Origin of the sequence: Cerasicoccus frondis, from assembly GCA_031296915.1 — a bacterium.
Classification (GTDB): domain Bacteria; phylum Verrucomicrobiota; class Verrucomicrobiia; order Opitutales; family Cerasicoccaceae; genus Cerasicoccus; species Cerasicoccus frondis.
In genome coordinates, this window is the sequence record JAVDPC010000013.1 from 58,856 (window position 1) to 80,682 (window position 21,827).

10 protein-coding genes are annotated in these 21,827 nt (G+C 52.6%); 7 read left to right on the forward strand and 3 right to left on the reverse strand.

The window, feature by feature from the left end; all coding sequences use genetic code 11:
* Nucleotides 1-133 precede the first annotated feature (133 nt).
* From RBB63_RS11685 to RBB63_RS11695, 3 genes are all read left to right on the forward strand, one after another.
* The gene (locus RBB63_RS11685; RefSeq protein ID WP_309384379.1) at nt 134-1,498 is read left to right on the forward strand and encodes a sialate O-acetylesterase; all 1,365 of its coding nucleotides are present in this window, start codon (nt 134-136) and stop codon (nt 1,496-1,498) included.
* Nucleotides 1,499-1,628: 130 nt separating this feature from the next.
* The gene (locus RBB63_RS11690; RefSeq protein WP_309384381.1) at nt 1,629-5,210 is read left to right on the forward strand and encodes a hypothetical protein; all 3,582 of its coding nucleotides are present in this window, start codon (nt 1,629-1,631) and stop codon (nt 5,208-5,210) included.
* Nucleotides 5,211-5,220: 10 nt separating this feature from the next.
* A complete protein-coding gene (locus tag RBB63_RS11695) occupies nt 5,221-5,928 on the forward strand; it encodes a hypothetical protein (protein ID WP_309384383.1) in 708 nt (235 codons plus the stop codon).
* A gap of 29 nt (nt 5,929-5,957) precedes the next feature.
* Here RBB63_RS11695 and RBB63_RS11700 read toward each other — a convergent pair whose 3' ends face one another.
* Entirely contained in the window at nt 5,958-6,977 is a 1,020-nt protein-coding gene (locus RBB63_RS11700; RefSeq protein WP_309384385.1) for a LacI family DNA-binding transcriptional regulator, read from the reverse strand.
* Nucleotides 6,978-7,169: 192 nt separating this feature from the next.
* On the opposite strand from RBB63_RS11700, the gene RBB63_RS11705 reads away from it, so the two are divergent.
* Together RBB63_RS11705 and RBB63_RS11710 are read left to right on the forward strand one after the other, a co-directional pair.
* A complete protein-coding gene (locus tag RBB63_RS11705) occupies nt 7,170-9,479 on the forward strand; it encodes a GH36-type glycosyl hydrolase domain-containing protein (protein ID WP_309384387.1) in 2,310 nt (769 codons plus the stop codon).
* A gap of 30 nt (nt 9,480-9,509) precedes the next feature.
* A complete protein-coding gene (locus tag RBB63_RS11710; protein ID WP_309384389.1) occupies nt 9,510-12,083 on the forward strand; it encodes a GH116 family glycosyl hydrolase in 2,574 nt (857 codons plus the stop codon).
* Between the two features lie 210 nt (nt 12,084-12,293).
* On the opposite strand, the gene RBB63_RS11715 is transcribed toward RBB63_RS11710, so the two are convergent.
* On the reverse strand, nt 12,294-18,110 hold the full coding sequence (locus RBB63_RS11715; RefSeq protein WP_309384391.1) for an Ig-like domain-containing protein: 5,817 nt from the start codon (nt 18,108-18,110) through the stop codon (nt 12,294-12,296).
* Nucleotides 18,111-18,189: 79 nt separating this feature from the next.
* Between RBB63_RS11715 and RBB63_RS11720 the strand changes: the two genes are divergently transcribed.
* A complete protein-coding gene (locus RBB63_RS11720) occupies nt 18,190-18,921 on the forward strand; it encodes an RNA polymerase sigma factor (RefSeq protein ID WP_309384393.1) in 732 nt (243 codons plus the stop codon).
* Nucleotides 18,922-18,930: 9 nt separating this feature from the next.
* Entirely contained in the window at nt 18,931-20,502 is a 1,572-nt protein-coding gene (locus tag RBB63_RS11725; protein WP_309384395.1) for a serine/threonine-protein kinase, read from the forward strand.
* A gap of 84 nt (nt 20,503-20,586) precedes the next feature.
* On the opposite strand, the gene RBB63_RS11730 is transcribed toward RBB63_RS11725, so the two are convergent.
* Nucleotides 20,587-21,690 (reverse strand): M20/M25/M40 family metallo-hydrolase, encoded by a 1,104-nt coding sequence (locus tag RBB63_RS11730; protein WP_309384397.1) that lies wholly within the window; start codon nt 21,688-21,690, stop codon nt 20,587-20,589.
* Between the last annotated feature and the right edge of the window lie 137 nt (nt 21,691-21,827).

Genomic DNA, 21,827 nt, shown 5'->3' on the forward strand with positions numbered 1-21,827 from the left:
ACTTAGCCCATCTAACAGAAGTCGCCTCTACCACAGCACGACTGGTCTGCTAGCATTAGCATTCACCTTTCCCCTATCTGCGCGCATAGAACTACCTTCTCTATTTAGCGACGGGGCTGTGCTGCAACAGCACATGCCAGCGCCAGTCTGGGGCAAGGCAAGCCCACAGGAGAGCGTTACAGTGGAGTTCAACGGGCAGACCCTGAAGACGGAAGCTGATTCAGAAGGCTCCTGGAGTGTTTGGCTCGAACCGATGCAGGCTCAGGACGGCAGCGAAATGCGCATCACGGGAGAAAACGCCATTACGCTAAAGAATATCGCAGTAGGAGAAGTCTGGCTTTGCGCAGGGCAATCCAACATGGAAACTTACGCGTTTCACGTGAGGGACAAGGAGGATCCCACCCTACTCGATGACTTAAATTATCCGAATTTTCGCTATTTCCGTGTCGGTAAGGAAACTCCCCCTGAGCCAATTTTTGACGCATCGGGCAGATGGACTCCAATCGTAGCCGATAACCTGCGCGCAATCAACAACATCTCAGGAATTGGACTCATGCTCGGGCGCGATTTATCCAATGAACTAGATGTCCCAGTTGGAATCATTCAAGTAGCCTGGGGAGGTTCACGAGTCGAGGCTTGGTTACCCAAAGAGGTATTGGAGAGTCGTCCTGAGTTTCGAATAATTTTAGAAGAATGGGCGGACCGCATGGAGGCGCTTCCCGACAGCTTCGAAGCCTTCAAAAAGCAGCCCAAAGACAAAGAGAGCAAAAACTACGTCCGCAACATCCAAGAAACTCCAACTCGCATTTATAATGGCATGCTCAGCCCGATTATTCCCTATGCGATACGCGGCATAGTCTGGTATCAGGGGGAAAGCAATGCATACCAACCCGAACCATACGGAGAACTCTTTCCCGCCATGATCACGAGTTGGCGAGAACGATGGAAAAAGCCAGATTTGCCCTTCATTTTTGTTCAACTACCTGCCTATCGTGAACCATCTAAACAGCCACAAGCCAACAGTTTCTGGGGAGACCTTCGCAACTCTCAAGCTGCTGCGCTAGCCCTGCCCGAAACCTATATGGTCGTCAGCATAGATATCGGCGATGCGGACATTCATCCGAATAACAAAACACGGCTGGAGCCAAGGATTTACAAAACAGTAGCCGGGGGCGTTTACCATAAGGACGTCCACTTCAAAAGCCCGAAGCTGGACACCATCAGCATAGATGGAAAGGCAATCATAGTCTCATTAAAAGACATGGACGAGCCTTTATCCACACCCGTTGATGAACCAATTAAGGGCTTTGCAATCGCTGGTGAAAATCAAAAGTTCCACTGGGCAGAAGCAGCGATTCAAGGGAATCAAATCAAAGTCTGGAGCGACGAAGTTAGCAGCCCCGTAGCCGTCCGATACGCCTACGGTGAATTCCCACTCAACAATCTAAAAACCGAATCCGGCATTCCAGTAGCCCCCTTCAAATCCGACAATTGGTAAGAATTAGCGACACACCTCAAGGCGCCCAAAGCGAAATTTGGATGCTCCTTGACGAAAACAGATATAACGTTAACATTCTAAACTGAGAAATATAGCATTTGCGGCATCAATTGCCTCAACCCCCAATCCCATGCTTGCCCAAAAATCCACCCCCAAGCCACGCGCGTTCAAAAAGCGTAGAGGGTTTAGTCTGATCATCGCAATGACGCTGATGAGCCTCATGCTAATCCTCGCACTTTCCATGGCGACCTTCACCAGCGTCGAACTGAGCACGACAGAACAAAAGGAGTCCCTCGCCACAGCAAGATCCAATGCATTACTGGGACTACAAATAGCACTGGGCCAATTGCAAAAAGAAGCAGGGCCGGACCAACGCATTACAGCATCTGCGGATATCATTGGAGCCGACCGCGAAGTGCGAAATTGGGTAGGCGTTTGGGATACAACCATCACCGACCCGGAACTCGATATTCCAGTTTGGCTAGTATCTGGTGACATGCAACCAGACGAGTGGACACCATCCTGGGACCGATACGGCGAAAGTATTTCAACTAACGACGCCATCTTAGTAGGAGCAAACTCTGTCGACCTGGACATTGACGAAAATGACAATGAACTGCCCGATGACCTCGTTGGGGCGCCCAAGGTCGACATTGAGCGAGATGGCATTTTGGTGGGAAAATACGCCTATGCCGTCAGCGACGAAGGCCTGAAGGCTCGCGTAAACCTTGCCCCTACTCAGTCTGGTTGGTCTTCTGCGCCACAAACGTCCGAAGGGCGGATGAATCTGAGCACGGTGAACGTAAACGGCTTCAACTCGCTTAGCGACTTCTCCAGTGTCGATATGGACGATGCCGACACCATTGGGCGCATCGAACGTTCTCAAATCTACTCCGACCTCAGCTTGGCAGTTGCTGGCAACTTGCCGGACATCACTTCCTCGCGCAAGCACTACCACAATCTCACAACCGTATCTCAAGGCCTTCAAACCAATGTGGTTAACGGCGGTTTGAAAAAAGACCTTTCCTTGGTTTTTGAGATGGATGACGCCAACTTTCGTCAATCAGAATTTGCGGACGACTTAACCATCCCAACCGCCACTGACGTCAGCTTCCTTTACGTCGAAGAGTATCCTGATGATGGCGCGCTGGTCCGGGGACCGACCTGGGACGTGCTGCGGAACTATTATAGACTCTATAAAGAAATACCGTCTCGCACACTGCAACCAACCCTGCGCACACAGGGCATGCGGCCTAATCGAATCGAAATTGGCAACAAGTATAATTACATCACCTTAATGCCACTAGACGGTAATGGAGATACACGCCGCAACGATCATTTCGTCAACAGACTACATCAGTATGGCGCCGTCCCCTTTCCAGTCGAAATGCAGATCAGCCCCGTCATACAGCGCTTCATGTTGCTCTTTACCCTAACCAAAGACAGTTCCGGCAACCTGAACTATGTGATTAAGCCAATGGTAATTCTGTGGAATCCTTACAATGTCGCGCTGGAGTTTGATTGTATCGCCGTCCTTTTCAATAAGCTCGATTTCCAGTTAAACACAGAACTAACTTTTACCGATGGCGATACGGACGAACAATCGACGTATTACTTTAAGCCTGCCCTAATGAGTGGCGGCAGCAGCGCAAATGCAGTCACCACCTACATGCGTATGTATATTATGGATGGCGATGAAACCACCATAAACGACCCCACAATCCTCGAACCAGGTGAATCCAAAGTTTTTTCGATTGCAGGCAATGAGCCGCAAAAACTTAAAGAATCGTCGCAAAACCGTTTTGTCCCTCGCATCAACTTGGTCGAGGGATGGAATCCGTTTGGCGGCATCAGCGCTGACCAATTCATGCGAAAACGCATCTCACAAGAAGCCGATGCAGATGGCGTTATGCAAGATGTTGAAAACATAACCTGGGAAACAATTGCCATGTCAGACATTGAAAATGGTGTTGTCCAAATGACTTTAGGCACGCTCGATTCGCCTAATTTCGCCCTACAGATGTATCACCTGACCGAAGGCTCAGACCTCGAGGACGCCTACGATGGCCTTTCCGACTCCAGCATCCACGACCACTTGTATAATATGCAACCTTATGTTAATGTTGAAGGCATAACCAATGTTAGCGATGTGTTCGAAGAAGTTCCCATTACCGCAACCACATTTCCATCATCATCAGTAGAAATACCTCTCGGGCTATTTGATATGTATACCCGAACGGTCGAAACCGCTGCCAGACCAACGAATCTAGGCGCCACACTTAACATAAGAGGTCTCCTCACCAACCGCAAGTTCGCCAATCAGCAAATAGCCAGTGGGGACGAAGTCTTTCTCGACACCCGCATGAGCACCCCTGGGTCCATCGATCTCAGCGATAGCAACATCCCAGACGGAACCAACGTCTACTGGGGCTCATCACTCGACGCGAGCACTGGACACACCCACACCCCATTCTTCGACATTCCAACTACCCCCCCTCTCTCTTTGGGCGACTTGAGACATGCCGACATATCCCCGTCGTACTTCACCCCAAGCCTTGCGATCGGAAATTCACGAGCCTCTCCATTAATCAATCGCGAACTCAAAACGGATCGTTCAGGCGTCGGTCGCTACACCCTATCCGACGTCTCCTACCTCGCCAATGAGGCGCTTTTTGATAACTATTTCATGTCCGGAATCGTGCCCGAAGTAAACTATGGAGCATTGACCTATGCAGAAACTCGCAGTGTCGAAGAAGTCATTGAAGATCATTTCGATAACGGCTCAAGGCTATCTCTGAACCAACGTATCGTGACCAATATCGACATTGCGGGCGACGACCTCAAAGACGAACTAGTCATTAACCACCGCTTAGCCGATGACGCCTACCTCAAAACTGCCGCATTACTTTCCGTCATCGGTCAGTTCAATGTTAACTCTACCAGCGCCGAAGCATGGGCAGTACTCCTACACAGTCTTCGCAACCAAGCAATCGCCCGAGTCAATACCGACGGATCCGTTACCGCACTAAGTAGCGATCCACGCTTAGACAACTCAGTCTGGTCACGCCTTTCGATTCCGCTCAATATGGACAGCTTCTCCGATTCAGACGCCAACCCCTGGAAAGGTTGGAACAATTTGACCGACGACCAAATTAACAACCTCGCAGAGGCAATTGTTCAACAAGTCAAGCTGCGCGGCCCCTTCAAATCATACGCCGATTTCGTCAACCGTAAACTCATTGACGAAGATGATGACATCGACAACCTCGGGCTACAAGGCGCTCTACAAGCTGCAATCGAACTGGCAGATATCAATGCCGAAGTTAAGAGCAACGCCGGCTCACAGCCAGAACATGAACGTAATTACGTAGCTCCAGACCACGCCTTCGATGAATCTGCCGCCGGCATACCTGGCTTTCTCATGCAAGGCGATCTCCTCGCGCCCTTGGCTCCCATTCTGTCAGTCCGCTCAGACACCTTCATCATTCGATCCTATGGCGAAACAGTTGACCCGTATACTCACGAAATAAAAGCGAAAGCCTGGTGCGAGGCCGTCGTTCAGCGTATACCTGAATACATCGAAAGTACGGCTCCCGATGGAACAGAACAAGAGCCCTGGATCGCACCCGAGCTACTCTCCAACGAAAACCAAAACTTTGGGCGACGCTTCAAAATCCTGTCATTCCGCTGGCTGCAATCCAATGATGTCTAAGCATTATCCTATGATTAAATACATCGCCTTATTCTTGCTCATTTTCACCCCACTCACCTCATTCGGGCAAAGCGATGCGACTGCGGGCTACCACTATCGTGCGATTTCCTGGGAAGGCAGCATTAAAAATGAGCTGTATCGTCGAGAGGGAGATCACTACGCGCCAATCAATTTATATTCCACCGCAAGGACCGAACCCTTCTGGCACGCCGGAGGAAATCCAATCACCTTTTACTCGAAGCAAACGGGCGCAAACAACACGGAATCCTATACGCCAGCCGTAAGCGCCAATGTCCCTGATTCAATCAAACAACCACTCTTCATTTTCACAAAGAATCGATCACAAAACGGAGGCGCTTCCTATAAAATTTTGGTTCTAGATGACAGTGTAAACACTTGCCCGCCGGGATCATATCGATTCATGAACTGGACGGACAAAAACATCGCCGGTCGCTTAGGAAAGCAAACTTTCACCATCGCCCCTAAGGCTGGTAAAACGATAGACCCAACCTCCACACCAGATCCCAGCCTGACGATCCAACTAGTCGAACTGACCGATCCGGAAAACAAGAGGCTCTACGCGTCTCGCTGGGTCAATCAAGCCAATGCTCGAAAACTTGTGCTAATGGTCCCACGGGAAGAACTCGGCCGATCATCCGTTCGCATAAAAATAATTGCGGACTACACCGATCCCAGTGTGGCGACATCCACGAACTAGAAACTCAGCCTACAGACCAGCGCGAAATCTTATTTTGGCCGAGGCACTGGCCCCAGCGTATCACGAAGCACCAGCTCACATCGCAAAGATGTATACTGCGGAGGCTCCTCCGCATCCTCCATCCGCGTCTGCAACATCTGTAAGACCTCCGACGCCAATGCCTGTCTGTCCATACGAATCGTTGACAGCCCAATGAGCTTTGCTTCGGCAACGTCATCGCTCCCTAACAAAGAAAAGTCATCCGGAATCGATAGGCCTCGGTATCGAGCTTCATAATAAATGGAACCAGCAGTATAATCGTTATAAGCCACCACAACAGTGGGGTGGCTTTTCATCCGTTTCCAACGATCTAGCGCGACCGCCCCAGCCTCCTCACCATCCACATTGAATACAGAGTGCTTCTCATCGAACTTCATGCCAGCGGCCTCGAGTTGCCGCAGCAACACACTATACTTACCAAGCGGCTTTGTGCCTGGCGGAATCTGCCCAACATAGGCCACCGACTCATGGCCGACATCACGCAAATATTTCAATGCCTGCGCCATACTGTGGTCGTATTCAAAGCCAATTCCATCAAAATCGCCCCCCAAGTTTCCATAAAGAAACAACAAGGGATACCCCCATGACTTCACCTTCCGGTAGATATCGATATTCTTACTCGCACGCGTGGGATTAAGCACCAAAGCATCAGTCTCTCCCGCAGACCAATGGAGAATCGTGTTTGCCTCAACCTCCATATCATCATGCGTCAACGCCAGTATGGACGATGAACCGCTTTGCGAAATCACTCGATCAAGCTGCTCATAGAGCTCAGAGTAGTTTGTGTTACGCAAATTGGGCAAAATAATCCCGATGCGGCCACTGTAGCCTCGTTTGAAGTTTCGGGCTGAAGGATTTGGATAATATCCAATCTCACGGGCAGCCTTTAAGATTCGTTCGCGCGTGGCGGTGCTAATTCCTTTTTGCCCATTAAAGGCGCGAGAAATTGCTCCGTGTGAAAAACCGGTCTTGGTGATCAGGTCTTTTAGTGTTGGTCGCTTTTCAGGCATGATTGAATCAGGGCGGGGCTTGGTCAGCAGAATACACCTGAGTGACTTACATGCAATTAGCAGAGTCTAGACTAGTCAAGCCGTGATCGTAACCCCAATGCGGCTCCGTCACCAGAACCAGACTCATAACTCAAATTTGCATTTCAACATTTTTGACTAGATATAACGTTCAACTTATGCTTCCATAAACACGTGAACAATCAAAAAGATAAAACCTCAAATACCCTTTTAAATAAAGCGATTAAAGAAATATCTGTCGAAAAATGGGGATACTTTAACATTCCAGACAAAGAATTCATCCTGACCACTCCGTGCTCACCAAAGCCATGGAAAAACATACTCTGGAATCAGCACTTTAACGCTCAACCAACGCAAGTTTCCGCTGGCATCTGCTATACCCGTAAGACTTCAGGCGAAAACATCCTCGTAAACTGGAGTGGAGTGCGACATTTCTACCTGTATAACCGAAAAACGGGCCAATGCTTTAACCCCGGCTATTTCCCGATCTGCCATGCAGATTACCAGGACTTCTCTTGTCGCTTTGGCCTGGGCTACCTCACAACCCGCATAAACTGCCTGGGCCTGATTGTCGAAGTGACCCACATGGTCGACCCAGAACTCCGTCAAGAGTATTTCAAGCTAGATATTATTACGGAGAACACTGATGACAGCGACTGGGATGTCATTTTCTACAGCGAATTAGACTTAAGACAAAACGACGGGATTTTTAGCAACAACCCACACTTCGTTGCTAATACTGCTGCTGATCAACGCCAAGCGACTCTCGTCAACCGCTCAACCAGCACCGACGAATACACTGTAACCCTCGGCTCATCTATCGCCTTCTCACAGATCTGTTTTGAGCGCAATGATTTCATTGGCGCCTATGGTTCCCTTGCTCAGCCAGTTGCTCTGGAAAAGACCTGGGATAAGCCGTCAACCGCCATCGATACGCCAATCTTTGCGGCAAAATGGCCAATTGCCAATTGCTCACGCCAACCGCTCATAATCTGTCTCAGCAATGAGCCAGGATCCATCCAGACCAGCGTATTAAATACCGAGCACTTTCATGCGCTCTTAGCCACTCAGAAAAAACGTTTTGCCGATGCATACGCAAAGCCTTGCATGGAAACACCGGACGCCACGTTCGACCTCTACGCCAACACATGGATCAAACATCAGCTGAATTACTGTGCGCACTGGAATCGCGGATGGGGTAAGGGCTTTCGCGATAACGCTCAAGATGCCTGGGCCTATTGCCAGCTCGCCCCTGAGCATGCGCGCAGGATGTTAACAGACTGCTTACCCTTTCAATACGCGGACGGTAGCACCGTAAGGCGCTGGGCGCCAGTTGTCAAACACCGCTATAACGATGGCGGCGTCTGGCTGGTTCTTGCCACCCACGCCTACCTTGCTGAGACAGGCGACGTAAGCCTGCTTAATGAAACGGCTCCGTTTTTTGAATCCAGCGAAAACGGCACAACCTACGAACATCTACAGAGAGGGCTCAACTACCTCTGGGAGCAGCGTGGCTCCAATGGCCTTTGCCTCATGCCATTTGGCGACTGGAATGACCGACTAACAGGCGTGGGCAAGGATGGTCGCGGCGAGAGCGTGTGGACCACCATGGCCCTCGCAGAAGGTTTGCGCAGGCTAGCTCAAATTGCCGAATTCACTAACCGCAATGCAGATGCAAAAACCTACAGAGCTCGCCGCGAAATTATCATCGAAAAACTGCAGACTGCTGCTTGGAACGGCGAATGGTTCAGTCGGGCTTTCAAAGATGACGGCACGCCACTCGGAGCTCCTGAAAACGAAGAAGCCTTCATCTTCCTTCTGCCACAGGCTTGGAGCATACTTGCAGGAATCGCGACCGATGAACAACAGCGAACTGTTACCCAGGCCACAAAACAACACTTGGACACAGTGCATGGCTTCCGCCTGCTGTATCCTCCATTCACACGCTACGACGAAACTGTTGGACACCTCAGCGCCGTTCCACCGGGACGCCTGGAGAACGGTGGCAATTATTGCCATGGCAGTTTCTTCATGATCTACGCGCTTTGCGAATCCGGTGAACTGGATTACGCGCTGGAGATGTTCAACCGCGTCTTGCCCATTAACCCTCTCAATCCACCCTCGCATTCACGCCAAGAACCCTTCTCCCTGACAAATTCATACGCATCACCCGAATCTGGTGATCATGCTGGACGCGCTCAGTTTCCCTGGCGAACTGGTTCAGCTGGTTGGGCGTTGAGAACCGCGACCGAGGGAATACTGGGTGTCCGCGCCACACTGGATGGACTGATGATTCGCGGCGAAATACCTTCAAGCTGGAAAGAGGCTTCACTCATTCGTGAATACCGCGGTTTCACCCTTAACATCACATGGCAGCGGACAGGCAATCCAAGCCGTGAACTGAACGGAATCCCGTGCAGTGATGATCCGATAACGGAATCCTTGCTTCGCCCTGGAGATAACGACTACGCTATCACGCTCTAATTCGTTCACTAAAAATTTGCCCCCTCTCCTATGTCGTTCGATTCTCCAATCGTCCTGAACGGTTCAGGCGTTCGCCATCTACGCGGTCGCAACAATATTCAAACCGCCTTGCCAATTGGTGGCCTTGGCGCCGGCTGCATCTGCATGAATGGCCAAGGCGGCCTGCAGGATTTCGCCATCCGCAACCGACCGGCAACCACGATGTTGCATGACCACAACGGATTCGTAAACGATGTGGGTTTCGGCGTGATACATTGCAAACATGCATCCAACGAACGACGCACCCTCGTCGTTGAAGGACCGATGCCGCCGGAAAAAGTTTATGCATTTGGAACTCAGGTAATGGGGCATCGTCGAGGCGGTATTGCTGGACTCCCACGATTTGAAAGTGCGGAGTTCACCGGCAGCTTCCCCTTTGCCCAGGTAAAGTTGAGTGACGACCGTTACCCAATACAGGCGACAATAACCGGCTGGAATCCATTCATTCCCAGTGACGACAAAGCATCAGGCACACCGGCAGCAATCCTCGAATACTGCCTCACCAACAAGAGCAGTGAACCTGTCGATTACGAGTTCTCCTACCACCTCTCTAACCTAGCGCAAATTCACCACGCGCCCAGAGATACAACCAGTCGAAACGAGGTCATTCCAAAGCGTGGCGTTCATTTTTACAATACCCACGATACGAATAGTGAAGCATATGGTTCGGCCAGCCTGATGTCCCTTGAGCATGAGCCAGAAATTAAGGCCATGTGGTACCGCGGCTTTTGGTTCGACAGCATCACTCTACTATGGAAGGAACTCACGGAAGGCAATTTCCAGCCCAACGACGGCGCGAATGCACAGAAATGCAAAGGTTGGAACGGCGGCTCTCTCCTCTTCCGAGGACAGCTACAGCCTGGTGAATCCATCACCTACCCCATTGCCATCACCTGGCATTTCCCCAACGGTCACTTTCACGCTGGCTACGATGAGGCTACCAAATTACCTGCGCCTCCATGGCGAACCTGGTATTCCACTCAATGGGCTAGCGCGCTCGAAGTTGCAAATTACCTTCAAGAGAACATTGCCCAATTGCGCGAAGATACGATTCGTTTTCGCAATGCCCTGGCGCACTCCACCCTGCCCGAAGTGGTGCTTGACGCAGTGTCTGCTAATCTCGCAATACTCAAATCCCCAACTCTATTGCGACAAGACAACGGTGACATCTGGGCTTGGGAAGGCTGTGGCGTGAGTTATGGGTCATGTCCCGGTTCATGCACGCATGTCTGGAACTACGCGCAGTCGCTGCCACACTTATTTCCTCAGTTGGAAAGAACACTTCGTGAGCAGGAGTATCGCCATGCCATGGATGAGCACGGGCATGTCGTCTTTCGTTTTGCACTACCATCTGGCCCCACTTCTGGGCACCACAGTTATGCTGCCGCGGATGGTCAACTCGGTGGTCTGATAAAGCTCTACCGCGATTGGCAAATATGTGGTGACCGTAAATGGCTTGAATCGCTCTATCCACTTGCGCAAAGAAGTTTGGAGTATTGCATTCGCACATGGGACCCTGAGGAGCGCGGTAATCTATTCCTCCCCCATCACAATACCTACGACATCGAATTCCATGGCCCCAATGGCATGTGTGGCTCCATCTATATCGCCGCCCTGTCAGCAATGGCCGAGATCGCCAATGAATTGGGCGACGAAGTCACATCCAAGCGATATCGTGCTATTGCCTCTCGCGGGGCCAAGTTCATGCGAGAGCAATTGTTTAGTGGCGAATATTTCATCCAACGCGCAGACCTTGCTCAAATGCAGTCCAGCGAATCGAAGTCTGCTGGTTTCTTCCAAGACTCTTCTCCCGATGACCCAGAGTACCAAGCGCTGTTGGCCAAGGAGGGCCCCAAATATCAATATGGTCAGGGCTGTTTGTCTGACGGCGTCATTGGCGCCTGGATGGCGCACACAGCAAGCCTAGAAACGACACTCGACCACGAGTTAATTCAGCAATCGTTACAGGCTATTCATCGGTATAACTTTCGCCAATCCCTAACCGACCATGTGAACCCCGAACGTCCGGGTTATGCCCTGGGCAATGAAGGAGGGCTGGTTCTCTGTTCCTGGCCTAAGGCGCAACGCCCTTCGCTGCCTTTCGTTTATGCAGATGAAGTCTGGACTGGTATTGAATACCAAGTCGCCAGCCACCTGATATTTGAAGGGCTAGTGGAGCAAGGGCTGGAAATTGTGGCCGCCACTCGAAAGCGCTATGACGGCTACACACGCAATCCATGGAACGAATATGAATGTGGTTCCTACTATGCGCGGGCCATGGCAAGCTACGCTCTGCTACAAGCTTGCACTGGAATCACCTACAACAAAGTAGCTCAGTCGCTCACAATATCCCCGAAATTTAGCGAACGGCCATTTTGCAGCTTCTTTGCTTTTGATGGCGGTTTCGGAACGATCGCCCTTGATACTGACACTATTTTGGTCGAGCTAATTAGAGGAGTCATTGAACTAGCCCAAATAGAAATCACAACATCTGCACGTGAATGTGCGATCGTTCCAGTTTCGATTAAGGTGACTCCTCAAATTCCTTTGAGAATGCCCTATTAATTTAATAGCGATATTGCTCTCGAAAGGCAGGGCTGTACAAAACCTCCATACCTTAACCCATTATTAACAATTCGTGTGGTATCATTGAGGCTAGATTTGTCATAAACCGCAATTGGCAATGTATGCGCGCCCTTGCCGTAATCTTCAGGTTTATCAGATGAAAAGAGAGCCCAGCAGCAATGCCGGGCTCTCTCGTTGCATAAGGTCAAACTATTCCGGCTCCACATTCAGCCGGTAAAAACGCGGCGACGACCAATCGACAATATCCTCTAGCATGACCATCCGGATCGGGCCCGACTCTTCACTGATAAAGCCCGGCCCACTCGGTTCTTGGCCATTGACCGACTCCGCTAATATTTCCCATGTTTCGAGGTCGTCGGTCGCTTCAATAACCCAGCGATAGCCACGCGCCATAGCATTGCGATGCAACTCGATCTGTGGCACTCCTCCAATCAGGCTCAACGTCATCGGTGCGAGTGGTTGGTCAATCATTTCACCGGTCGTCAGGTAACCCAGCAAGCCGGGCAAATCATCCGCGCGGTGCTCCAGTGGCGTATCGAAAACTAGCGGATCGGCCAACTGCTCCGGCGTGAAATGACGCGCCAACCAAACCGAGTAGCTCTCGCCATCGGAGGGATAATCCGAGCCGTCTCCCAAGAGTCCACTGAGCGACGTAACGGCCAAGGGGCTCGCGTTGCCCCACTGCCCGGTAATGTTCACAGCAGCCAGCATATCCTCAGTGATATCTGGGCTAGGTCGATGCACTCGGAAGTAATCCACGTCAGCCACAACATCGGGATTGCCCGCCGAATCAATGACCGTGCGGTTGTGGTGGAACTCCTCCAAAGCGCCTGCAGTCGGCCAGTCCGTATATGTCGTCAGACCAACTTGCAGCGTATCCGGCATATCGTTGCGAACGAAGCGATTTTCGATGATCCACGGGCCATCACCATGACGACGCAGTAGCAGGAAGGTCGAGCCGCGACGAATGATTTGCAGCGTCGCTTCGTTTTCATTCACCGGGATTCCTGTCTGGACGCCATAGAGCGTGGAAGCGCCGTCGATCGTGGTCTTCACTTCGCAGGACCAGGTATCATCAATGGTTGAAAATGTCGGCGACGTGTAGCCATAAGAAAGGAAAATATAATTCTCAGTGTCACGCTCCCAATCAGTCGTATAATGGTTGGGTTGCCCCTCCGCAGGCGCTGGCCACGGCAGCACAACTCCAGGACCCGGGTCCGGCGTGGGCGCGGCATCACTGACGTCGCGTGGCGTGCGCACCATGATGCCCGCCAGACTAAACTGAGAGCTCGGTCGCCCCGCTAACCCATTGCGACGGTTAACCTCCAGTCGCATCGTCACCACGAAGTCGCCGGTAATTTCTTTAAACGCATAGGCGCCCGTCCAATTCTGGAACCACGTGCTACTGTATGGCATGGCGCGCATGTGGCCTTCGCGCGAGACAGCGATATCCCATGTTTCAAGTTTGTTGGCGCCATCGCCCCACCCTTCGACCTGATAGTTGCGCTGCCAATTCGCGATGCTCGTAGGGTCGTCAAATTCATCGGACAGCAGCGCGAGGTCGTCGGCCATCACGTGAACCAACTCATCGAGTTCCGCCACGAGGTTAGGCAAACCATCGTCGATGGCATTCGCGCTGTGTGCAGGCAGTTCAACCGTGATCGCACCATCCTGTGTAAAGCCAGATAAACGCAAACGGTAATGCACTCCCTCTTCGATCGCGTAAAAGCCCGCCATCGTCGACAGTGCATTGTCCGTGATTAGCAAGTCCTCATATTCAAAGCCTGTCACGGGCTCGGAAAAAACAATGTCAAACTCCGCGTAAGGCAGCATCGACTGGTCCCCCTGCACGCTCATAATCACGGCCGTAGGATTGGCCGGCTGAACGTTGCCGCTGCCGTCGATCTGCAGTAGGAATTGCATGAGCGCTTCGTAGTCAGCTTCGTCCAACGCGAGCGCGCTGCGGTGTGTTGCGGCAGCGCGATCATCGGCATTGATGACGACCATTTCATCGAAGCCGTTTTCATTTCCCGTGCAAGTCACGGTGATGGTGTTGGAGGCGCCAGCCGCCAGGTCCACGTCTTCAATCCGCAGGCGGAACCAGTGATTCATCGACGACTCAAAGCCCAGTGGACGCTGTGCACTCACGTCGTAATCGACGCCGTTAATATTCGCGGTCACCGTACCTGCCGTGCCATAAAATGAAATCATCCAACGGAGTTCTAAGTCGCCTAAGCCGCCACCCCCACCATCAACATTGCTAAAGGTTACGCTTTGACCAGAGCTCACGTAAACCATCTGGCCGTGCATTGAGCTGTCTTCGTTGATACGGGGACCGCCCGGCAGGTAGGCTCCGCCGCTATGCGCAGCATCTTCAGCCTGATAAATCTCTCCCCCAGCCACGCGGAACACTTCGTCAATCGTCAGCGCCGAGCCATCGTGCAAATATGGCGCTGTGGTCCAAAGTCCATTCAAGCTTGGCGTGTCAATGCCCGTCAAGACAGCGCTCAGGCGTTGGCCCGAGCTCGCGCGCAACGTACCGACATCGTGCAAGGTCGCCACGCCAACCGTGCTGTCGGTGCGATCCGCGCCAGAGTGACAGCTCGCGCAGTTGAGTTCGTTGAACACTTCCTGGCCACGCAGTGCTGCTGATCGCAGCGTGCCATATGGATTTCGATATGGGCTACGCGGCAATGTCTCCGTGCCGAGAGAACTCACGTAAGCCGCGAGTGCATCGAGCTCCGTCGAACGCCCAGCATTGGATGCCCCGAGTGACGGATTCGGCGACTCGCCTTCGGGCAGTAAACCATCACCACCGCCAAACTCGTTGACGATATCGAGGATGAAGTCCTGCACTTCGTCGAAGTTTCCTGTCCAGTGCACATTGCCCTGCCCCATACCAGATCGGCCACGTAAATCCGTGGTGTTGCGCAGCCCTTCTCCGCGTTGAGTAAAGTCCCACGTACGCCCGTCATGCGAACCATCCACGTGACAGCTCGCGCAGGAGATGTATCCTTCGAGGCTCATCGACGGTAAACTGGTCAGACCGCTAGCATCATCGGCGAGGTAGAATATTTGTTTCCCCAATAGGACTTCTGGCGCCAGTGCTTCGCTCGTTACTTTGGAGATCGCGAGGCGCTCCGTAGCGCGTGAACCAAAGCTTAAAAAGCCATCCAGGTCATGCGCCGTCACCGATCGACCCATAAAGTCCGCGCTGAAAATCTGGTTCGTCACCGAGTCAAACACAAGGCCCTGAGGAGCCAGTCCGGTTGCAAAACGTCCTTTCGAAGTCTTCGCCGTTGGCGCCCGGGGAAACTCGCGCACGAGCAGATCATCAAACACGGCGAAGTGATTATTCCCCTGCAAACTCACAAAGAAGTAATCGCCACGCGGAGAGAAAACGATGCTCGTTGGCGAGTCGCTGTTATCGATGTCGACGCGGTAATTTTGCGCCGTGCTGATGAACGGCTCGCTGTTATTTGACAAGTTGATGCGCCCCACGATCGCACGCACGGTGTTGTCTGAGTCTAAAGGGTCGTTCGTGCCAACGCCTTGATTGAAATACTGACCGCGCTGCGTGTTCGCCTTTACGGCGGTGTAGTATGCGTAGTCGCCAGCAGGCGATATCGTGATGCTGCTAACGTAGTTCGGCACACCGCGCCCGCCCGAAGCGCCGTCCGGCGTGCGGTCGCGTTGAAGGTTGATCGTGTCGGCGAGCGCCATTGCGGCAGCGTCAATTTCCCATATTTCACCGTGACTTTCCTCGGAAATAAACCGCGTCACGAACACGCTCGCGCCATCGGCCGTGATTGCCAGCGCACGAGGCATCGGACCAAGCGCCAAGCTACCCGTTTCAGCACGCGTGACGGTGTCATAGCGGCGTAGTTCCCCGGAGCCCTCCAGCGTGACATAAGCTGTCGCGCCATCCGGCGTGATCGCAACCCCCATCGGCGTGTGTCCGTAGTCGTAAAAAATGGCGCCGGCCAACGAACCTGCTGGACTCAGCACCGCAACGCAATTGGCGTCACGACACGTCACCCAGGCATTGCCCACACCGTCGATGGCGACATTGCGAGGATCGATGCTCCCCGCGAGACTAAGCTGCACATTCAAATTAATCTCCTGCACAAGTGTGCGCGCATCCGGATCAATAATGCTCACAGAGTTATTATCCGGATTCACGACCCACAGTTGGCGGGACGTTTCGTTGAGTGCGATCGGCGATGAGTGTGTAGGCATCGTTGCAGGCGGCTCAGCCGCGATGGTAATGGCGCCAGTTTGCGAAACTGTCGACAACGGCGTGCCAGTGCGAACATCGCGCACTTGAACTTTGACGCCGTAGTGACCAGCGTCGGTGTAAACATGGCTCGCGCTGGCCAATGTATCCCAATCACGCACCATGCCACCGTCGCCAAAGACGAAACGGTACTCCAGTTCGTCTAAATCTGCATCAGTTGCGCTTGCACTAAACGTCACTTCGCTGCCCGGCTCGGCTGGGGAAGGCGTGGCGTCAAAACTCGCAATAACCGGCGATGCATTACCACCCGCAACACCGTCGCCGGTGGAAAACGTAAACGTGTAAGGTAAGATTCCGTTGCCGGAAACGTCTTTAATCCCGTCGGCAACGATCTCCACTTCATAGGTCGTATCGGGCAACAAGTATTCGTCCGGCGTGATTGTGAGCACATCGTCGTAGGAAAAGCTGACAATTGCATCAACGGGATCACCGCCCAGCGGACGTAGGATGACTGACTCTCCATTCACGATGGTGTAAGACTCGAGCGTCTCATGAATGAGCAGGCTAATTGGCGCACCGAGCGGGAAATTTGTCTGCCCGGGACGTGGCACATGGTAGCCCACGTAAGGCGCATTCGTATCGGGCGAGGAATCGTGGAGCCACACGCCCACACCATCGGCCCCGCTGATGCTGTAGCCGCCGGTGATGAGCAAATTACCGACGGGCAACATACGCTGGCTGGTGTCGAGTTGTCCACCGATACTGCCAACCGGGCGATTCGTACCCACTTCGTCAAATTCCAGCACCGGCGCAAAGGTGTCCATGTCAATTTTATGACGGTCGAGGAATACGAAATTATCCTGACATTGAATGTAGCCGAGGCCGTTGTTCAGATCCTGCGCTGGGTCTCCTGAACAATCAATAGTCGTCACGTGTTGCAGATTCGTTGGGTCACTAAAATCCACGATATCAACCAGCCCCGAACGACGCCCAAGCACTAAGTAGTGCTCCCACGGAGAGGCAATGTAGGAGCCGAGCGCACCCGATAATTTATCGAGCAGCACCGGCGGTTGGGCTGGTGTTTCGAATACCGGAGAAATGTCGTAGGCAAGAATTCCCATGTCAGATTCGTCTGATGTAATGAACAACAGGTTGCCGAGCAGTAGAGAGTTGCCCGCGACGCCATGCTCCGCAAGCGCGGGCCATTCGATCAATTTTTCCGTACCCCGATAGAGGAAACCATTACCGACGGAGGCCTCATATTGAATCCAGTTAAACGGCGTGCCCCATGGATAATACATACGTGAAATACCATCGCCGGGTTGCAACACCTCGTTATTGAGATAAACGAAACCAGGCATGGCTTGCAGCACGTTAACGCCGTCACTCTGGCGGCGGATTTCCATACCGAACTGGCCCCCCAGCCAGTCACCGACCTTAAAGTGACCATGCGTGCCGTGATCAGAAAACGGCCCCACGCCCGCGCCAGTCTGTTGGATCGTAAATGTCGATGGATCGTTAATGTCCGTAAACAACCAGCGACGGGGATTGCCACCACCAACCTCATGCGTATAGATGAAACCATTGTGATAAGCAATATTCGTGACACGGTTGAGCCCGATTTGGCGGTACAACAGCGTCCCCGGAGCGCCAGTGAGGTTCGTGGGGAAAGCGGGCGTTACGTCCGGAACTTGCCCCCTAGCGGCCAAAGCAAAGAACAGGAAAATTGTAAAAGATGTAAAATAATAAGCAGATTGGAGTTTCTTCACACATGTATATTGGAATTTCCAATTGCCTGGTTACGAAAAAAAGCATGGAAAATGCGATTTATCCATCAAAACATTAAATATGCCTGAGAGTGACGCCAACATGCGGAAGTTTCGCGCCACGCGCTGGAGCATGGTGCTACGCGCGCGTGGCGAGGGTCCTGAAGCCAGTCGGGCACTGGAAGATTTCTGCCAAGACTACTGGTTTCCGCTCTACGCTTGGTGTCGGCGCAAGGGCCTTAGCGCTTCCGACGCCGAAGACATGGTGCAAGGTTTTTTTCAAAAAGTTATCGAAAAGCGCCTCTTGGATCATGCCGATGTCCAACGCGGCAAGCTGCGCACCTACCTGCTCACGATTCTCAACCGTCACATCAACGACGAACGTAAAAGAGACCTCGCCGAACGACGCGGCGGCGGCAAAGTCATTTCCTTTGACGGCGAGGAAGCGGAAAATTTCTATGCCGACCAACAAATCGAGGGCGAAAGCGATGAGCATCTCTACGACCGCCAATGGGCGCTTACGATGCTCAACCACGCAGTCGCGAAACTAGAGATATACTACACCGACCGCGGTAAAAGTGAACAGTTCGACGCCATGCGTCGCTTTCTCAATGAGGAAGGTAGCGCGGAAGAGTATGTCAAAGTAGGCAAACAGTTGAAGATGACCGAGGGCAGTTTAAAAATCGCCGTGCACCGTATGCGCACAAAATTCCGTGAGTTGCTGCGCACAGAGGTCTCCATCGGACAACCCGAGGGTGTCGATGTAGATGAGGAAATTGATTACCTCGCCCAAGTTTTGCGTAGCCTACACTAATCCGATCGAATGAGCACCCCCCACCCCAAGCGATCACCGCACGGCCATTTAGCAGGGCTCAATCCCGCCAATTTGATTCGCCTGGGGACGCCTACGCTGCCCGAACTGCCCGGCTATCAAGTGATTCGTGAAATTGGTCGCGGCGGCATGGGGGTCGTTTACTTGGCAAAACAAGAAAGCCTCGACCGCGAAGTCGCCATCAAACAGGTCACAGTTAATATCGATGTCGACGCATCTATTTTGGAACGCCTTGAGCGTGAAGCGCGTATCATGGCGCGGCTGAGTCATCCCGGAATCGTGTCCATTCACCACTTCGAACGAACGAGCAACCATACAGCAACCATCGTTATGGAGCATGTTGCCGGTGGTAGTTTACGCGAACAGATCAACCAACACAAACAAGGCGTTTCGATTGAAAAAGCGATTCAATGGCTACGAGAAATCGCCGAAGCGTTGGCCGTGGCGCATGCAGCCGGCATTGCTCACCGTGACATCAAGCCAGAAAATGTGCTCATTTCCTACGACAGCCGAGCACGACTCACAGATTTCGGACTCGCCCTATCGATGGATCAGAATAGCACGCGACTGACGCGTACGGGATCAACGGTTGGCACGCTGGATTACCTAGCGCCCGAGGTCTTGGAAACGGCAGACTGCGACCCGCGTAGCGACTTGTATTCACTTGGTGTGATTGGCTACGAACTGCTCATAGGCAAAGTCCCGCTTGCCAGTTTTGCCGCTCCGCATGAAGTGCGACCAGATACGCCGCAGTGCATCAGTGAACTCATCATGTCTACACTGCGCCCTGAGCCCGCGCAGCGCCCGCAATCAGCAAATGCATTTGTCGCGAAACTGTTAGAAAAGCCATCTAAACCAGCCAAACTGGGGCGCCTGATTTCACTTGCTACGGTGGCGTTGATTACGGGCTTGGCATTCGCCGTGTGGTCAACGCCCACATCGCCAACCCCTATGGACAATACGCCGCCAAAAGCCCTGACAAGTAATGAGACAGCTCCAAACACACCTGCCGACTCCAACATTGGCGAGTGGCAAAATCTTCTCGAAAAGAGCAATCCCAATCTGCGCCAAGTATCCGGCCACTGGTATCTCGCTGATGGTCATGCCGAAAGCAATGGCGACATTGCCATTCTCGCTCTAAGGCAAACCACCCCATCTGCTTACGACGTGGAGCTAACCTTTACTCGCATGTCTGGCCGCTATTCCATCGCCCTCTTTTTCGCGGCCAATGGCAGCGTGGGCACGGTGGACATTGACGGTTGGGAAGATCACCTTTCCGGCGTTCAAAGCCTTGACGGCGTGGACTTGCGTCATAGCCGTAATTTCAGTTTTCCACTCAAGAACGGAACCTCCTACACCCTGCTGGTGCAAGTGCGGTCAGGTGTCGTCACCATTTTCATCGACGGCCATGAATACATCCGCACAAGTATCGAAGGCCGTCGCTTGGGTGTAGTCTACCCATGGAACTGGTCGCCTACAAGCGACGCCTGCTCGCTCGCCATTGGCTCCTATCAAAGCCCAACGATATTCGAATCAGTTCGCTGGCGTGCAATCGAAGAATAAAAACGGCTGACTCCACTCAGTGAAGCCAGCCGCGAAATTGCATTTTGCGTAATGCACAAGCTCTCCGATGCTACCGGAGATTGCCTACCAGACGCCGTGTTCGCCCTTTTTGAGGCTTTCGGCGAAGGCCACCAGAAGCTGGACGGTGTATTCGATATCCTGCAGGTCGACGACTTCGCTCGGCGTGTGCATATAACGCAACGGAATCGAAATGATCGATGCAGCAACACCTTCACGAGCCATCTGAATCGCGCGAGCGTCAGTCGGTGTCGGGCGCGGCTCAGACTCGAGCTGATAGGGAATGTTGTTCGCTTCGGCAACTTCGACCAAACGTTCAAAAATGAACGGGCTGATGTTCGGACCGCGGCCAATAATTGGCCCCCCACCCTGTACTTGGCGACCGTGCTTGCGCGGGTCGCAGTCTGGGTGGTCCGTGGCGTGGCCTACGTCCACTGCAATGCCGAGGTGTGGGTTTACCTTGTAAGCAGAAGTCGTCGCACCACGGGTGCCGATTTCCTCCTGCGTCGTCGAAACAGCGACCACCTTAGCAGCTAGCTTTTTCTTGGACTTGGCTAAGCGACGGAGGGTTTCATTAACCACATAGCAGCCTGACTTATCATCAAACGCACGCGCTGCGCCAACGGTGCCATGAATCAGTTCGAAGCCCATGTCGTAGACCATTGGGTCGCCAATCGCAATGCGCTCCAGGGCTTCATCACGAGTTTTTGCGCCGATATCGATCCACATTTCGTGAAACTCGGGCACCTTCTTGCGATCTTCGGGCGACATTAAATGAATTGCGCGCTTACCGGTAACACCTTTGACGTCGCCATGCTTCGTCATGATCGTGACGCGACGACCAGAGATCATGATCGGATCGTGCCCGCCCAACGGATCAAAATAAACGAAACCATTTTCGTCGATGTATTTCACCATCAGCCCCAGTTCGTCCATATGACCAGCCAGCATCAACACCGGATCTCCCTCAGGGTTGATCGTCGCATAGCGGTTGCCCAGAGCATCTTTTTCAAAAATCTCCGCCACCGGCTCCACATGCTTGGCCAGCACGGCCTGCGCCTCCTGCTCGAAGCCAGTCGGAGAACGGGCGGTCAGCAAATCAACCAGAAACTCTGGCGGGGTGAATGTATCGTTTTTCTTCTTCGTGGATTTCGCTTTTTTCTTCGGCATGACTCCACTGCTAACTGAAGCCTTCACTAAAACCAACCGTTTTTTAACTGGGAAATTGGGCGCGTCAGTAAATCGGCGCCTGGATCACCATAACCTTGAGAAACGTCCACCTTCTATTCTGATTGCAATTAAACCAG

Bases quoted from the DNA above. Each gene is read 5' to 3' on its own strand.
- RBB63_RS11695 (WP_309384383.1), top strand. From the start codon at position 5,221: ATGATTAAATACATCGCCTTATTCTTGCTCATTTTCACCCCACTCACC.
- RBB63_RS11700 (WP_309384385.1), bottom strand. From the start codon at position 6,977: ATGCCTGAAAAGCGACCAACACTAAAAGACCTGATCACCAAGACCGGT.
- RBB63_RS11730 (WP_309384397.1), bottom strand. From the start codon at position 21,690: ATGCCGAAGAAAAAAGCGAAATCCACGAAGAAGAAAAACGATACATTC.
- RBB63_RS11720 (WP_309384393.1), top strand. From the start codon at position 18,190: ATGCCTGAGAGTGACGCCAACATGCGGAAGTTTCGCGCCACGCGCTGG.
- RBB63_RS11710 (WP_309384389.1), top strand. From the start codon at position 9,510: ATGTCGTTCGATTCTCCAATCGTCCTGAACGGTTCAGGCGTTCGCCAT.
- RBB63_RS11690 (WP_309384381.1), top strand. From the start codon at position 1,629: ATGCTTGCCCAAAAATCCACCCCCAAGCCACGCGCGTTCAAAAAGCGT.
- RBB63_RS11685 (WP_309384379.1), top strand. From the start codon at position 134: ATGCCAGCGCCAGTCTGGGGCAAGGCAAGCCCACAGGAGAGCGTTACA.
- RBB63_RS11725 (WP_309384395.1), top strand. From the start codon at position 18,931: ATGAGCACCCCCCACCCCAAGCGATCACCGCACGGCCATTTAGCAGGG.